This window comes from Sulfurimonas hongkongensis (genome assembly GCF_000445475.1).
In the GTDB taxonomy this organism is placed as follows: Bacteria; Campylobacterota; Campylobacteria; order Campylobacterales; family Sulfurimonadaceae; genus Sulfurimonas; species Sulfurimonas hongkongensis.
In genome coordinates this window covers 193,128-208,867 of the sequence record NZ_AUPZ01000002.1, presented here as the reverse complement: position 1 = coordinate 208,867, position 15,740 = coordinate 193,128, and the positions used below count along the sequence as shown (strand labels likewise).

Annotated in this window: 14 protein-coding genes; 1 reads left to right on the top strand and 13 read right to left on the bottom strand. The window is 35.3% G+C overall.

Features of this window, described 5'->3' with window-relative positions; genetic code table 11:
• Position 1 precedes the first annotated feature (1 nt).
• The 6 genes from M947_RS13510 to M947_RS13485 form a co-directional block, all read right to left on the bottom strand.
• Positions 2 to 1,294 carry a phenylacetate--CoA ligase family protein gene (locus M947_RS13510; protein ID WP_021286563.1) on the bottom strand — a complete coding sequence of 431 codons (1,293 nt, stop codon included), beginning with the start codon at positions 1,292 to 1,294 and terminating at the stop codon, positions 2 to 4.
• On the bottom strand, positions 1,294 to 1,836 hold the full coding sequence (locus M947_RS13505) for a 2-oxoacid:acceptor oxidoreductase family protein (protein ID WP_021286562.1): 543 nt from the start codon (positions 1,834 to 1,836) through the stop codon (positions 1,294 to 1,296). Before M947_RS13505 ends, M947_RS13510 begins: the two co-directional genes overlap by 1 nt.
• Position 1,837: 1 nt before the next feature.
• Entirely contained in the window at positions 1,838 to 3,667 is a 1,830-nt protein-coding gene (locus M947_RS13500) for a thiamine pyrophosphate-dependent enzyme (protein ID WP_021286561.1), read from the bottom strand.
• A gap of 116 nt (positions 3,668 to 3,783) precedes the next feature.
• Positions 3,784 to 5,181, bottom strand: a complete 1,398-nt coding sequence (locus M947_RS13495) for an OprD family outer membrane porin (RefSeq protein ID WP_021286560.1) — start codon at positions 5,179 to 5,181, stop codon at positions 3,784 to 3,786.
• A 264-nt stretch (positions 5,182 to 5,445) separates the two neighbouring features.
• Positions 5,446 to 6,360, bottom strand: a complete 915-nt coding sequence (locus M947_RS13490) for a sodium:solute symporter family protein (protein WP_245541241.1) — start codon at positions 6,358 to 6,360, stop codon at positions 5,446 to 5,448.
• Between the two features lie 324 nt (positions 6,361 to 6,684).
• Positions 6,685 to 7,737 carry an AI-2E family transporter gene (locus M947_RS13485; RefSeq protein WP_021286557.1) on the bottom strand — a complete coding sequence of 351 codons (1,053 nt, stop codon included), beginning with the start codon at positions 7,735 to 7,737 and terminating at the stop codon, positions 6,685 to 6,687.
• Between the two features lie 85 nt (positions 7,738 to 7,822).
• Between M947_RS13485 and M947_RS13480 the strand changes: the two genes are divergently transcribed.
• Entirely contained in the window at positions 7,823 to 9,190 is a 1,368-nt protein-coding gene (locus M947_RS13480; RefSeq protein WP_021286556.1) for a dihydrolipoyl dehydrogenase family protein, read from the top strand.
• Here the strand turns inward: M947_RS13480 and M947_RS13475 are convergent.
• From M947_RS13475 to M947_RS13445, 7 genes are read right to left on the bottom strand one after another with little or no spacing between them, the layout of a single operon-like run.
• Complete coding sequence (locus M947_RS13475; protein WP_021286555.1) at positions 9,187 to 9,513, bottom strand: hypothetical protein; 327 nt, start codon at positions 9,511 to 9,513, stop codon at positions 9,187 to 9,189. The genes M947_RS13480 and M947_RS13475 overlap by 4 nt on opposite strands.
• Positions 9,507 to 10,658 (bottom strand): sensor histidine kinase, encoded by a 1,152-nt coding sequence (locus M947_RS13470; RefSeq protein WP_021286554.1) that lies wholly within the window; start codon positions 10,656 to 10,658, stop codon positions 9,507 to 9,509. Before M947_RS13470 ends, M947_RS13475 begins: the two co-directional genes overlap by 7 nt.
• Positions 10,651 to 11,307: a response regulator transcription factor gene (locus tag M947_RS13465; RefSeq protein WP_021286553.1), complete on the bottom strand. Its 657-nt coding sequence runs from the start codon at positions 11,305 to 11,307 to the stop codon at positions 10,651 to 10,653. The genes M947_RS13470 and M947_RS13465 overlap by 8 nt, the downstream gene beginning before the upstream one ends.
• Before the next feature lie 20 nt (positions 11,308 to 11,327).
• A complete protein-coding gene (locus M947_RS13460; protein WP_021286552.1) occupies positions 11,328 to 12,017 on the bottom strand; it encodes an ABC transporter ATP-binding protein in 690 nt (229 codons plus the stop codon).
• 1 nt (position 12,018) lies between these two features.
• Positions 12,019 to 13,164: an ABC transporter permease gene (locus M947_RS13455; protein WP_021286551.1), complete on the bottom strand. Its 1,146-nt coding sequence runs from the start codon at positions 13,162 to 13,164 to the stop codon at positions 12,019 to 12,021.
• Positions 13,161 to 14,306 carry an efflux RND transporter periplasmic adaptor subunit gene (locus M947_RS13450; protein ID WP_021286550.1) on the bottom strand — a complete coding sequence of 382 codons (1,146 nt, stop codon included), beginning with the start codon at positions 14,304 to 14,306 and terminating at the stop codon, positions 13,161 to 13,163. The genes M947_RS13455 and M947_RS13450 overlap by 4 nt, the downstream gene beginning before the upstream one ends.
• Positions 14,303 to 15,559: a TolC family protein gene (locus M947_RS13445; RefSeq protein ID WP_021286549.1), complete on the bottom strand. Its 1,257-nt coding sequence runs from the start codon at positions 15,557 to 15,559 to the stop codon at positions 14,303 to 14,305. The genes M947_RS13450 and M947_RS13445 overlap by 4 nt, the downstream gene beginning before the upstream one ends.
• Positions 15,560 to 15,740 lie beyond the last annotated feature (181 nt).

The following is a 15,740-nucleotide window of genomic DNA, read 5'->3' as shown; positions in this document are numbered from 1 at the left end:
TTTATACCCTTTTATCTACAACTCTTATGGCTTTACCCATGCTTCTCTCTAGTGTTCTAGGCTCAACAAGTTTTACATTTGCATTTATATAAAGATTGTTTGCTAGTGAGCGTTGTATATCTTTTTTGATTTTTTCCATCTCAGCTACTGAGTCACTTAAAACTTCATCGCTAACTTCTACTAAAATATCTATCTTATCAAGATGTCCTTTTTTATCTGCGATGATTTGGTAGTTAAGTGTAACTCCCTCAGTATTTGCGATGACATGCTCAACTTGAGAAGGATATACATTTACACCATTTACGACTATCATATCATCAACACGCCCAACGATACTCTCCATACGAACAAGAGTTCTTCCACAAGAACAAGGAGAGCGATGGAGCGAAGTTATATCTCCAGTTCTATAGCGAATGATAGGAAGAGCTTGTTTTGTCAGTGAAGTTATAACTAACTCTCCACGCTCTCCATCTTCTAAGACCTTGCCCGTTTTATGATCTATGATTTCAGGATAGAAGTGGTCTTCGTTTACATGTAAAAGTTTAGAGTGTTTGCAGTTTGAGCTTACACCTGGTCCTATAATCTCACTAAGTCCATAAACTTCGTGATAGTCAATCCCCCAAACACGAGATACTTCCTCTTTTAGTCCATCACTTGTAGGTTCAGCTCCAAATACACCAGATTTTAATTTAAAATCTTTCAGATATCCACTTCCAGACTTCTTAGCAGATTCGTACATATGAAGTGCAAAAGAAGGAGTTGCAGCCATTATAGTGGCATTGAAATCTTTCATAAGCATAATCTGTCTATCTGTAAAACCGCTACTAGCTGGAATAGTTGTAGCACCTATCTTTTTAGCACCACCATCAAATCCAAGTCCACCAGTAAATAGTCCATAGCCATAAGCGTTATGTATAACATCAGCTCCTGTAGCTCCAGCCATTGTATAGACTCTAGCCATCACTTCATCCCAAACATCCATATCTCCTTGAGTGTAGCCAACAACGGTAGGTTTTCCTGTGGTTCCACTCGAGCTGTGAACTCTAACAACTTCACTCATTGGAACTGTAAAGAGTCCAAAAGGGTAGTGGTTTCGCAAATCCTGCTTTTTTGTAAAGGGTAATTTTTCTATATCTTTTAGAGACTTAATCCCTTTTGGAGATATATCTAACTCATCAAATTTTTCTTTGTAAAAAGGTGTTAGTTCATAAACTCTCTCTAGTGTCTCTTTAAGTCTTCTTAGTTGTATCTCTTCTATAGTTTCTCTTGGGGCACCCTCGATTTTATTCCACATTATTTTGACTCCTTAGCATCTCTCATGGCTTGCTCTAAGATAACTATATTTTGCTCTGCTACTTTTGTATTTATCTGTGTGATGGCATCTTTTACCTCTTGCACGCTAAATGGGAAGTTTTTGTCATTTACAAGTGCAAATCCTAGCATATATACATTTAAACCTTGAATAGGAAACTCTCCATTTTCAGCTTTTTTAAACGCATCTATTTTAGCAAAACCTTTAAATGGAAGCTCTGGATATTTGTCCTTATCTTTAGCATTTGTAACCAATGTTCCGCTAAGTTTCAAAAAAGCAAGATTTCTAAGACCTTCGTTTTTCTCTAGTGCTATCATAAGGTCGGCTTGGTTTTTGTCGATCACCGGGTTTGTAAAGTCGCCTATTTTAATATCACAAGAGACAGAGCCTCCTCTTTGACTCATTCCATGGTTTTCAGTCCCTAAAAATGCGATATTACGATTTCCTGCACAAATAGCTAAAACCTTAACTAAAAAAACAACACCTTGACCACCAAAGCCAGCTATTACTATTTGATATTTCATCTTAGTTACCTCTCTTTAGATAGTCAAAATCTTGCACAAAGGCGTCAGTTGGACATACTACATCTAAACATCCACCACAACCAGCACAAAGAAAAGGGTCTATCTCTATAACGCCGTCCTCATTGTAAGCCATTGGCGGGCACTTATATACGGTAGTACACTGATCACATGCGATGCAAAGCTCAGGATCAACCTTAGCAAAGATATTTGGGATAAACTCAGGAGCCCTCTCTCCATCTAAGATACAAAACTCACGAACAACTACAACAGTTGGTCCAGTTGCATCTGCGTGAATTTTTTTTACCTCTCTAAAGAAGTCAACGTTATCTTGCATCTCATAAGAGTAGTGATGTTCCATACACTCAATCCCCATTCCTTCGACAATCTTTTTGATGTCGATGTTTTTGTTCTCTCTTGATGGAGTAGTCTGTCTTCCTGTCATGGCGATGGTAGAGTTATCTAGGATAACAAGTATAAACTTATGATTTTGATAGACAGCGTTTATAAGTGGTGCGATTCCAGAGTGAAAAAATGTTCCATCTCCAATGGTAGCAACAACTGTTTTATCTGGGTCACTAAGAGCAAAACCACTAGCCATAGAAACACTAGCACCCATACATAAAATGCTGTCAATAGCACCCTGTGCAATTGCTAAAGTGTAGCAACCAATGTCTGATGGATAGATGGCTTTTTTCTTTTTAAAGACTTTTGTAATAGCATAGTAAACATCGCGATGAGGACAACCAGGGCAGAGTGCAGGCGGGCGAGTCTCTACTTCAAAGTCTAATGATGGTGGAGTAGCATAGATATTTTCTCCCTCATAAAGACCGATATTTACAAATGCTTTTAAAATCTCTTCTTTGCTCATCTCATCTATATTATGAATAGAGTTTGTATTTTTTCCATAAACATTAGGAGATGCTATTTGCTCTTCAACACATGGGTACGGTTCTTCAACTACTAAAACTTTATCGTAAGACTTAAATCTATCTCTCATCTGCTCTACAGGAAGAGGATAGGGCATAAGAACTTTAACAACATCAGCTTCGAGATTAAGGTCACTTAGAGTCTCTTTAGCAAAGCCATAACCAGTTCCGCTAGTGATGATTAGAACTCTATTTTTACCCTCACACTTGTCAAACTCTTTTTTTAGAAGATGGTCCCAGTTATACTCTTTGATAACCTCCATGCGATTTAGTTGCTCAACACCTTGAGCAAATCTACCAACACGGGGGACTGCACCCCAGCGAGGAACATCTCTCTTAAACTCGCCCTTGTTAGGCTTAAAGTTTGTCTCATCATCCATCTCTATGATCTCTCTAGCGTGACAAACACGCATAACAGGACGAAGCATTACAGGGATTTGAAACTTCTCAGAGAGTTCTACCCCATATTTTGTAAGGTCATAAGCATCTTGTGGAGTTGCTGGATCTAGTACTGGGATGCGAGCAAACTTTGCAAAAACACGGCTATCTTGTTCGGTTTGAGAAGAGTGAAAACCTGGATCATCAGCAGCGATAAGTAACATTCCGCCGAGATTACCGATATAAGCCGCACTCATAAGCGCATCACTTGCAACATTAAGACCTACTTGCTTCATTGTTGCACAGGTTCTCCTGCCCGCTATCGCACCAGCGTAAGCTACTTCAAAACCAACTTTTTCATTAGTTCCCCATTCAGCATATATATCTAAGTTTAGTTTATGTTTTATCTTTTGAACTTCGCTTAGTATCTCGCTAGATGGGGTACCGGGGTATCCGCTAATCATATCAACATTTGCGTGGATAAGTCCCCAAGCAATCGCGTCATTTCCCATTAGTGTCTGTTTCATAAAAGTCTCACTCTTTGTAATTATTTATCCGTTAAAGATATGTTTTTGTTAATTTACACAATAGTTATATAAATAAGGCTTAAATTAAGGCTAAATTTTACAACTATTGAGAAATACTAAAATTTATAATACGCTATTAAACGATATTCATCAAAACTCAATTTTTTAGTGCCACCTAAATCTAGCCAATCCTTAGTAAAACTACCTCTTGCTTGAAGTTTAAATTTTGATCTCACTTGATATACAAGATCAAAATCAAACTCTTTTGTTTCCCATTCATAACCACTTTGGTAGCCATTGTATTTGCCAATATCATACTCAAAATACTTAAGCATTGCTAGGATATCTACTCCAGTCAGATGTTTAAGATTGTAATTAACTCCTAGCAAAATAGAAGAGGTGTCTCCCAAGTTAGCGTGCAGTGCTCCTTGAGAGATTATAAAAGGATTAGCTCCACCTAGTGCGTTTATAATGCCACCGTCTAAAACGCTTCCCTGTGATGCTGGAGTGTTTACATAACGCAAATCAATTCCAAAGCCATTATTTAGTGAAGCTTTAAGCATTGCTCCGCATTGGCTTGCATCTACATCTTTGTCATCGCCCGCTGTATTAAATGCTTTTCCAAGTAGGTTATCTCCAACATTATCTTGCTTGGTGTAAAACATAGATGCAAAGGTATTAAAAACACTTAGTCTGCCTTTGTAACTAACCTTAGCAACTATTATGTTCATAATGTCATGAATATATTGATCCCATATTTCTAATTTTATGCCATCAAAGCCTGTGTAGGTTGTACTTAAGTAGGTCATACCAGCTGTATTTTTTTTGTTGTTTTGACCTAAGTAAACATCTGCAATGGATTCAAACTCTCCAACCTTGTATCCTGGTCCAAAACCATAAAGTAAGCTCAGCCTTGTCATAGCATCATTTGGGTTCAGCACATTGTTTGGTACAGGGACTGAGTTTGCAAAACCGTTTGTTTGAACACGAGTGATATGACCTAGTTCAAATTTAGTGTCTGCTATATCACTGTTTTTTACAACAACGCCTTCAAAAGTATTTGGTAGCATTCTAAAGTTGTTTGGAGCTGCAAAAGGAGTGTTTATGCTTTGTCTTCCAACTCTAATGTTAGTATTTGCTAGTGTGTAGCTTATATAAGCCTCTCCTAAAACACTATAACTTCTACCATCAGCACCAAACAGAGTGTTATCGTTTTTAAGCGTGTTGTCTGATTTGTTGTCTACTTTGTTTGTAGTGTAAAATGTAGCACCTGCATCAAAACCGTAGTAAGATGCTGTTTGATAACCTAAATATCCACCAAAAGAGAGCCCATCACGAGTGTACTTAGATGGATTTTTGCCAAATCCACTTTCCCAATCATAAGTCCGACTTATATAAAAAGACTTTAGTCCCCCTTGAACAGTCCCCTTTTTAAATGCATCTTTAAGGGTATCTGCTGAAACAATCGTAGTTAAACCTAAAACAGTAGCTAGCACTAAACTTCTTTTTTTCATGTCTCTTCCCTTGTTTATTATTTCTTATTTAATCGAATCCTCTGATTAATCCATAAACTAGATTCCGTGTCAAGCACGGAATGACGATACATGCATCACCTAACTTGACGAGGCATGCGTCACCTGAGTTGACGAAACATGCGTCATCTAACCTGACGGGCATGCATCACCCTGAATTTGATGAAACACATGTCATTCTGAACTTGATGATACACGTCATCCTGAACTTGATTCAGGATCCAACCCAATAATTCTTTAGAACATTCAGTCATTAAAACATCTATCAAGATGTTTTTTATTCATCTTTTTAGTCATAAGTGAGACTACTATCGCAGTGATAATGGAGAGTGGTAGAGCGATTATGAGTGCATCTACAAAGATAATATCTCCACTTAAAAGTGAGTCTTTGCCAAAGATGGCTTTTGCAAGACCTAGTGATTTTGCTTCTTTGAAGTGAACAAAAAGTAGCCAAAAGCTTGACACTACTAAACCAACTAGCATAGAAGAGATAGCTCCCGCTTTTGTTATACTTCTAAAGAAGAGTCCACCTATAAAACTTGGCAAAAAGATACTTGCACAAAGAGCGAAGAAAATGGCAGTTGAGCGTGCTATGATGGCTGGCTCATCATCAAAAGCATAAGCTAAAGAGACTGAGAAGATTATCATTATAACGACGCCTAGTCTTGTAACCGTTACAGAATCATAGTCTTTTGTAGTGATTTGCTCAAAAAAGTCACGCCCAACTGCTGTTCCCATAGTGTGAAATTGGGAGGAGAGGGTACTCATAGCAGCTGAGATAAGAGCAAACAAAAAGATAAAAGCAAACCACTTTGGCATTGCAGTATTTATAAAGTGTGGGATTACTTTACCAACTGAACCAGCACTTTGAAGTGCATTTTTGCCTTCATTGAACTCAAAATACCAAGCATTTGACAAAGCTCCAACTATAAAGATAATCCCTGTCATTGCAAGTATAAATATAGAGCCGATAAGAACTGCACGATTTAACTCTTGCTTGCTCTTTACTGTCATAAACCTAACTATAAGCTGTGGCTGAGCCAAAACACCAATGCCCACACCCATAGTAATAGTAGTAATAACAAAGAGCCAACCCTTACTTAAAAACTGCGGCATGGAGTTCCAACCCTCAAACCCCCATAAAAGAGATAGCTTCATCATAAAGTCAGGCGAACCTGGGGAAAACTCTACTATATTTTTGGATGCAAGAGGTTCAACTACAGTTATTTGCCATACATTTTCAAGTTTAGAAAATGCTGCACCTATTCCCCCAATAGTTTATATATTTTTTATAATTATTTGAATTTTATATATTAATATTCTAATTATTATAATTAATATATAGTTATTTTAAAATTGCTACAATTATTGCAAAGTTAAGCATAAATTTATATTAAATTATTATAAAAAGTTATTAATTTTTTTTAAAGGAACATAAAATTGAGTAGGGTAGGGAATAAACGAGTAAAGGATTTAACAATAGCATTAAGTGCAGATGCTCTTTTTATAAATGTTTAAAATTGTATCTAAAATAGCTGCTATAACGGGGCCTAAAATAATGCCTATGGGGCCAAAGGATGTGATCCCTCCAAGAATTGATATAAGTATGACTAGATCTGGTAATTTTGCGTCATTTCCAACTATCCATGGGCGCAGAAGATTGTCAACCAATCCTATTACCAATACTCCCCACAAAATAAGACCTATTCCCCATGCCATATTGCCTGTAAATATAAGGTATGCGGCTGCTGGCAACCAGACTAAAGGAGCCCCTACTCCAGGAATGGCTGAAAGAATAAAAACGACGCTTCCCCAAAATGCTGGTCCACCAATCCCAGTAGCCCAAAATGCTAACCCAACTAATAAACCTTGAATAACCCCTATAATCATAATACCTTTTAGAGATGCTTTAGTTACCATCAAGCCACGGCTCATCAGCTCATCATAATCTTTTTTTGAAAGGGGAAGTAAAGAGGCAAGTGAGTCTAATAATTGTCGCCCATACATTAAAAAGTAAAACATTGCGTAAAACATAATAAACAAGCTAATAAAAAAGTTAACTGTTCCTTTAGTTGCACTAGAGAGACTTGAAACTAGCCAGCTTCCTATTGAGCTAGCTGCCTCGGAGGCTTTTTTAATAATGGTTTCATCAAAGGATTTAAATTTTTCATGTAATGGTAGCCACTCAGGTAGTTGTTGACTTATGGAGATGTTGTTATCCATGATTTCTTTTACTATTGGACGCGCCTTTTGGCTGACTTGTATTGCTTCACTTGTTACCATACTTGTAAGAGCAGCTAAGGGAAAACCGATAGCTAAAATGGATATGATAAGTATGGAAGTAGCCGCCAAAGCGGATCTGTCTTTTAGATAGTAAAGAGTCTTACGGTAGAGAGGATAAAGCAAACCTGAAAAGATAGCAGCGAGTATAATAGCTATCAGAAATTTTTGAATCATTCCAATGAAGCCTACAAGAACTATAAGTAGCAGTAGTAGTATAAACGTTTGCTGAAATTTATTGGGCGTTTTTGTATCCATCCTCTCTCCTTAAACATCTTTATAACATTTTCTAAAAGAAAGATTATATAGTATTTTGGTACTATTAGTGATAAAAGGCAAAATTATGAAGATATATGATTTAATTATAATTGGGGGTGGAAGAGCCTCTAGATTAGCTGCAAAAGTTGGTAGATTAGGTAAAAGGGTTGCTCTGATTGAAAAGTCTAAGCTTGGAGGTACTTGTGCAAATAGAGGCTGTGTTCCTTCAAAACTTTTAGTTGGCTATGCTGATGTTTTGCGGAGTATAAAAGAGTCACAAAGACACTATGTAAGAAGCAGTATTGATAATATTGACATTAAAAAGATATTTAAAGAAAATAACGAATATATTGCTAGTGTTGATGGAGAGTATAAAGCTATGTTAAATGAAAATGTAGAACTCTTTAGAGGTATAGGTTCTTTTGTCTCAGATAGCATAGTGGAAGTTAATGGTGTAAAATTAACAGCACCAAAAATAGTTATTGCAACAGGAACAAAACCTAAAAAACCACCTTTTAAAGAGGCTTGGAGTAGTGATGATATCTTTCCTTTAAATAAAATCCCAAGCTCTATTACAATCGTAGGTTCTGGTTTTATTGCTTGTGAGCTAGCAAATGTGTTTGATGCGTTGGGTGTAAAAACAAAACTCTTAGTAAGGAGTGAGAGACTTCTCTCAAATGAAGATGAGGATATATCCAAAGTATTTAAGCAAGAGTTTTCCAAAAAGATTGATATAGAATTTAACACAACAATAAAAGATGCAATATATAATGACTCTTTTTTTGACATAATACTAGAAGATAAGGCTGGTAAAATTAAAAAACATACCTCAGAAGCTCTACTTTATGCAATAGGAAGAGAATCAAATGCAAAAACTTTAAACTTAGAAAATACTCACATTGCCTTAGATAAGAGAGGCTTTATAAAAAGAGATGAGTTTTTCCAAACAGATGCTAAGGGTGTATATGTTGCAGGAGATGCAGCAGGGGAGCACATGTTACAACATGCTGCATCTTTTGAGATAAATCATCTTTATAAATACTTATTTGAAGATAAAAAAGAGCCATTGAAATTTAAATATATGCCACACTCTGTTTTTACAGATCCTGAGATTGCAAGTGTAGGTATAAGTGAGCAAGAAGCAAAAGAGAAAGATTTAGATGCAGTAGTGTCAAAAACAGATTGGTTAACGAGTGCAAAAGCAGAGTCAATGAAGCTAAAATATCCTTTTACAAAATTTATTGTAGATAAAAAAACTTATGAGATACTCGGTTGTCATATGATAGGACCGCAAAGCTCAACGATGATCCATCAAGTTCTTACTGTTATGCATATAGATAATGATATACGGCATCTAAAAGAGATGTTATATATCCATCCGGCACTTAGTGAATCACTCTTACCAGCTGCTATTAATGCTGTTAAAGATATAAGAAAATTGAGTGATAGTTAAAAAAGCTTAGATTGAAGATTAAATCTATCGTAGTAGATATCTATCATCTCTCTTAAAGTCTTATCATCAAGGGGACTTTTTTCTTTTAAACCAAACTTTTGTATATATTCTAAAGGCAAAATAGACTTTTCAGGACTTGGCTCTCTTAGGTAGTCAAACATAGCCTCTTTTATCCTTTTTTCACTACTATATTTAAGTGTGTATTTTTTCATAATAATATGAAATTTAAAATCTTTACCGTGGCAGTCAAAGCAGTTTTTATCAAACTCCGAAGCACCTAGGGTTATGTAAAAAAGAAGAAAAACACTTAAGAGTCTTACCATGATAGAGCTACCTTTGTTCCTTGGTTTTGCTTTGAGACTATGTCTATCTTTATCTTGTATTCATCGGCTATAGACTTTATGATGCTATATCCTATGCCAAAACCACCTTGAGACTTGTCAAATCTTAAATATCTTGTAAAGATGTTTTTAACCTCTTGCTTACTCATACCTTTTCCTTCATCTTCGATGATAAGAGAAGAATACTTTAAGATGATCTTTATAGTTGTGGCTTTGTAGCTATATTTAATTGCATTTGATATGAGGTTATCTATGAGTCTCTGTATCTTTTTTTTATCAGCTTTGAAGTAGACATCTTTTTCTATATCTAAGGTAAAGTCTATCTTTTTTGTATGTGCCATTTCTGTGAAATATTCTACTCTTTGGTGCAGCATCTCTTTTAGATTAAGGTCTATATTTTGAGTAGATGTTCTGTGGTTTAAGAGTATATAGACTAAGTCTTCATAGATATTTGAGATACTTTGTGATGCTATTTTTATGCGTTTTAGTTTTCTTAATGTTTTCTCATCACAATTTGAAGAGTCTATAGTCTCTATATTTGTAAGTATTGCAGTGATGGGTGTGTTTAGCTCATGTGTAGTATCTTTTATAAAGCTATCAAGAAGTTTTATGTTCTCTCTCATAGGTCTTAGGACAAGATTAACAAGAAAAACAGAGGTAACTAAGGTTATTATAATCGTAACAATAGCAATAAATATAAGATTATCTAAAATGTCAAGATGCTTAGACTTTTTTTCTATAATAATGTAAGCAGCGCCAAAATAGTAGGGTGTAAGTGACGAAATAAAATAAGAGTTGGACTCCTTTGTAAAAAAATCATCTTTAAACTTTGTTATATCTATATCTTTGCTTGTGCTAAAGATGAGGTTCTTATCTATATCATAGATGGCACTCTCAAATTCATTAAATCTAGGATATCTATATCTCTCGCTGCTCTTTTCATTTAGCTCGGAGAGCTGTTGTGTTAGAAGAAGAGTATATTTTTTTAAAAGATCTTTTTCACTATGTGCAAACTGTTCTTGTTCGTAGTAGTAATAACTTATAAAAAGAGTGGTAATGAGTAAAAGTGTAGAACTAAGATAGAGTCCAAGCACATAGATGATGCTTTTTTTCTCACCTCTATACAAGCTTATATCCAAGTTTTTTTATGCTAAGTATCCGCTCTTTGCCAAGATATTTACGCAGCTCTTTTATGTATGTTCTTAAGCTCATATAGCTATGTTCTTCATCAAAACTCCAAACATTTTGATAGATATCATCAAAGCTCACGCACTCATTTTTGTGTTTTAGTAGAAGTTTTAAAAGAAGAGACTCTTTATGTTTTAGAGTAATTATTTTATCATCTTTTTTTAGCTCATCGCTGTGTATATTAAACTCTATATTTTGCGTTATTTGCATGATGCTCTCTTGTGTTTTATACACTCTTTTTAAAAGAGCATTGATCCTTAAAAGTAGCTCTTTTAATTCAAATGGTTTTTTAATATAGTCATCAGCACCACTTAAAAATCCTCTTGAGAGATCATCTATACCATTTAGGGAAGTTATAAAGATAGCTGGGGTATTTGTCTTTGTCTCTCTTAATTCTTTTAAAAGTTCAAATCCATTGATATGAGGAACATTGACATCTAAGAGTAAGATATCAAAGTTTGAACTATAGACTTCTTGTAGCGCATCTTCGCCATCATAAACACAAGTAACATCAAAACCTTCATCGCTTAAAAATTCTTTTAAAGTTTGAGATAGGTTTATATCATCTTCAAGATATAAAATCTTCATAAAAGCAGTACCTCCACTGACTACTCAAAAACAATAGCTCTGTCTTGTATTTTCATTATTCTATCACAATAGGGAAGAATTCTATCATCATGAGTAACGGTGATGATGGCAACATTTTGTTCAGATGCTATCTTTTTAAGCATCTTAATTACACTAACTGCTCTTTCACCATCTAACGCTGCTGTTGGCTCATCTGCTAGTATGATCTCTGGGTTGTTTGCTAGTGCTCTTGCGATGGCAACCCTTTGGTTCTGTCCGCCAGAGAGTTGTGATGTCATATTGTGCGCTTTGTCATCAATTTCGAGATATTTAAGTAGCTCCATGGCTTTTATCTGAGCATCTTTTTGACTTACATCGTTTGCCTGAGGCAGTAGTGTTATGTTTTCTAAAACATTTAAAAAAGGGATAAGATAGTGAGATTGAAAGATAAAGCCAATCTTCTCTCTACGTATCTTACGAGTATCTTTAGCCATCCACTTATTCTTATAAACCAAATCTTCCCCGAGCCAAATTTCTCCACTTGTTGGCTCTGTAACACAGCCAATCATCATCAAAAGGGTAGTTTTTCCAGCACCACTAGGAGCTATTAGAGCTACAACTTCTCCCTTTTGTATCTCAAATGAAGCACCCTCTATAACTCTAACTAGATTATCATCTTTGCCAAAGTGTTTTACAAGGTCTTTAACCTTTATAGCACTATGTTTGCTCATATCATCCTCCAATAGCAGCTGCTGGATCAGCACTTATAACTTTATTTACACCAACAAAAGAAGCTAAGATGGAAGCTACTAAAATAACTCCAAACAACGCCCATGCGTCAGGGATTTGCAAGACTACTAACTTTGGAAAGCTATCATAAATGAGATGTGAAAAGATATTTCCAAAAATAAAAGCAAAAATACCTAAGAGTATAGTCTCTTTAACAATCATCTCTATGATAAGAGAGTTTGGTAGTCCCATAAGTTTCATGATGGCTATCTCTTTCATCTTCTCTAGCGTCATGGTGTAGATAATGAGTGCTATGATGATAGTTGATACAACAATTAAAATAACTGTAAAAAGACCTATCTGTACCGCTGACTTCTCAATTAGGTTTTTTATTAAAATATCAGTTTGCCCCTTTGCTGTATAAACACTCTTATGTTGCCACTTTCTAATCTCTTGGGCCACTTCATCTATCTCAAAACCCTCTTTTACCTTAGCAACGATAGTGTTGACCATATTAGATTCAGTATTTTCTACCCCTCTTGCAACATTGTTTTGTATCTCTTTGTTTGAGTATAAAAATTGCAACTCTTGAGCATCTTTTAGACTGAGATAAACCAAAGGGTCTCCATTGTTTGAGACTGTTTTTGTTGTTATTCCAACAACCCTATAAAAATTTCTTCCAAGTTTTATTCTCTCATCTAGCTTAAAGCCTGTTGTATCTGTTACAACAATCTCATAGTGGTCATTTTTAAGTTCACGCCCAGCTATCAATCTATCTGGGTTTATTGGATTAAATGTTCCATGGATATCAAAACCTACAGCAAAAACTCTAACAGGTTTACTAGCACTTGGGAGTTGAATATTTTGAAAAGTCATAGCTTCACTTCTCTCTATGCCATTCATAACATAGATGATATCTTTAAGGTCTTCATGAACTCTTGAAGACTCAGCAAATGGTCCTAAAGTGTTCTCTTGAACTATCCATAAGTCTGCATCTATATCATTTAGTAAAATCTCAGCTTCAACTATCATCCCGCGATAAACACCAATCATAATAAGAACAATTCCAAGGAGCATACCAACACCCATAGCAGTTGCTATAAACTTACCAAGGGTGTGTTTTATATCTCTTGCAGCTAAATTAATCATCTAAATATCTTCATACCATCGCTAAGTGGTTTATTTGAACTTTTATGTATGATTAGTTCTGTATCCCTATTAATACCATCAGATACAGCAACCTCATCATCATTTTGTGCCAAAATAGTTATAGGTGTAAAATAAGCTCTATCATCTTTTACTACCCAAACACCTTTTTTAGACTCTTTTGTGCGGATGAGAGTGATGGGAATTTTTAAGACATTTTCATGCTTTGTGGTTTTTATATTTACTTCTGCTTGTTCATTTATGTAAAACTTACTTGGAGTAACTTTGAACGCTACTGCTATCTCTCTCTCAAGTGTTACAGCATTACTAATAGCTACAACTCTTTTAACAACTCCTTGAAGTTTTTTATCTTTTTGAGATCTTAACACTATGGACGCATCTTGACCTAGTTTTACACTATGGGCAAGTCTCTCATCTACGTTTACAACAACCCAGAGTGTTTTAGGATCAACTATCTTAAAGATTGGAGTTGATGGTAGAACATATTGTGCTAACTCTGCATCTTTTGAGATTATATATCCATCAGAGGGAGCGTAAATTTTGAGTCTTTTTAGCTTTTCTTGCGAGGCTTCTATTGTTTTACCTAATCTTTGAATCTCAAGTTTAGCAGATGCAATCTTTGCTTTTGCCGCATCTATTTGTGCATCCATGTTTTGTAAGTCACTCTCAGCCTTGTCAAACTCTGCTTGAGTAGCATATCTATCTTCTAGTAGTTTTTTGTAGCGACTATAAGTTACTAATAGAAGTGATCTTTGGGCTTCTAGGCTCTCAAGATTACTCTTGGTGGTACGAACTTCATGTCTAGCTTTTTTAAGTGCTACTCTTTGTTCATCTAAGAGCATAGGCAGATCTACAGGGTCTATATTTAGGAGCAAATCCCCTTTTTTTATCCATTCTCCTTCATCATAATAGATGTTTTGTATCTTTCCACCACTCTGTGCTGTAATTGTATAGATGTTTTTTGCATCTACATTTCCAATCCCTCTGATACTTACAAACAGATCCCCATAAACAGGCTTTATCGTACTAAAAGTTGATTTTTCTACATATACCTTGTTGTAAAAAACAAAAACCCCTAGAGCAATAATTAATGCACCTATACTATATTTTATCCATGTCTTCATTGTATGATTCCTTGTAAGTAGTCTAGTCTGTTGATAATGTTATTTATACTAAATTTGGCTTCTAAGAGTCCTAAGTTAGCAAACAGATAAGTTGAAGATGCATCAAGAACTTCTATATAAGTTGAGAGTCCTTCTTTATATCTAGCCTCAACAATATCTTTAGTAGCTTGTGAAGACTCTAGCAGGGCCTCTTTGGCTTTTACTGTATGTTTGAACTTTTTTAAGTCAATTATAAGCCGTTGCATCTCATCTTCAAGAAGTAATTTTTTAGAGTTATAAGCCTCTTTTGACTCATCTTTTGCTATGCGTTTTTGCTGGACTTCTGCACTTACTCTTCCACCACTATAGATAGGGATGTTGATAGATATGCCTACTTGTGAGGTGTCATATTCGTTTAGAGTATCTTGATGTGTATATGATGCTATAGCATCTATGGAGCCATAGTGCCCGGCTTTTGAAGCTTTATACAAAAACTCATCTCTATATACCTGTTGCTCTTTGCTCTTTGCTTCATAGTTATTTGCTAGGATACTCTCAAGAAGAACTTCAGAGTCTTCTATAGTACTATTATTTAATATACTACTATCTTCAAATTTGGTGTGCGAATCTATTTTTTCTCCCATATATAAAGAGAGAGTTGAGAGAGCTTTGTCAAGTTCAGACTCAGTCTGGGCAAGACTATCTTCTGCTATATACATCGCACTAAGAAGGCTTAGGGCATCGGCCTCAGTTTTTAAACCCTCTTTTACAAAGGCTTTTGCTTGATTGTAGAGCTCTTCTTTTGTTTGGAGATCTTTTTTTCTTACCTCAAGTGCTTTTGTTTGAAGAAGTACAATGTTGTACTGAATCTTTACACTATAAGCCAGAAGGGCTTTTTGGTCACCTAAGTACAAAGATGCTATCTCTTTATCCTTTTTAGAAGCGTTAATATTAGATGTGGTTTTAGAAAAATCATAGATTTTTTGATTGAGTTCTACACCAGCTTGCCAGCTATCATCTTCTATAGTGTTGAAGTGTCCACTTTGTGGCATCACAAAAGTATTGATGGGATTATATTGTGCATTTGCATCTATTTGAGGCAGATAATCAGCTTTTGCAATTCCGACAGCAGCATCAGCTCTATTGACGCTAAGAGATAGCTTTTTGATATCAGGATGATTTTTAAGCGTTTTATCTATACACTCTTGCTGTGTTAAGATATTTGCTTGGAGTATTAAGCCAAAAAGGCATATATGTAAAAACAAAAATTTCATTATAGTAAAATCCTCTCTTTAAAAACACAAGATTTGTATTTTGTATCTTACAAAGTACTTGTGAAGTTATTGTGAACTTAGTTTTTTTCTCTTGCTTTGTTCTTTAACTCTCTATATTGATATTCGCATTTAGATATTTTAGTATAGATTAACTTATGTATGCATTCCATCTAAAAAGAGG

Excerpts from the sequence above, each read along its gene's own strand:
- M947_RS13510 (WP_021286563.1), bottom strand. The coding sequence starts at position 1,294 with ATGTGGAATAAAATCGAGGGTGCCCCAAGAGAAACTATAGAAGAGATA.
- M947_RS13505 (WP_021286562.1), bottom strand. The coding sequence starts at position 1,836 with ATGAAATATCAAATAGTAATAGCTGGCTTTGGTGGTCAAGGTGTTGTT.
- M947_RS13500 (WP_021286561.1), bottom strand. The coding sequence starts at position 3,667 with ATGAAACAGACACTAATGGGAAATGACGCGATTGCTTGGGGACTTATC.
- M947_RS13495 (WP_021286560.1), bottom strand. The coding sequence starts at position 5,181 with ATGAAAAAAAGAAGTTTAGTGCTAGCTACTGTTTTAGGTTTAACTACG.
- M947_RS13490 (WP_245541241.1), bottom strand. The coding sequence starts at position 6,360 with ATGATGAAGCTATCTCTTTTATGGGGGTTTGAGGGTTGGAACTCCATG.
- M947_RS13485 (WP_021286557.1), bottom strand. The coding sequence starts at position 7,737 with ATGGATACAAAAACGCCCAATAAATTTCAGCAAACGTTTATACTACTA.
- M947_RS13480 (WP_021286556.1), top strand. The coding sequence starts at position 7,823 with ATGAAGATATATGATTTAATTATAATTGGGGGTGGAAGAGCCTCTAGA.
- M947_RS13475 (WP_021286555.1), bottom strand. The coding sequence starts at position 9,513 with ATGGTAAGACTCTTAAGTGTTTTTCTTCTTTTTTACATAACCCTAGGT.
- M947_RS13465 (WP_021286553.1), bottom strand. The coding sequence starts at position 11,307 with ATGAAGATTTTATATCTTGAAGATGATATAAACCTATCTCAAACTTTA.
- M947_RS13460 (WP_021286552.1), bottom strand. The coding sequence starts at position 12,017 with ATGAGCAAACATAGTGCTATAAAGGTTAAAGACCTTGTAAAACACTTT.
- M947_RS13455 (WP_021286551.1), bottom strand. The coding sequence starts at position 13,164 with ATGATTAATTTAGCTGCAAGAGATATAAAACACACCCTTGGTAAGTTT.
- M947_RS13450 (WP_021286550.1), bottom strand. The coding sequence starts at position 14,306 with ATGAAGACATGGATAAAATATAGTATAGGTGCATTAATTATTGCTCTA.
- M947_RS13445 (WP_021286549.1), bottom strand. The coding sequence starts at position 15,559 with ATGAAATTTTTGTTTTTACATATATGCCTTTTTGGCTTAATACTCCAA.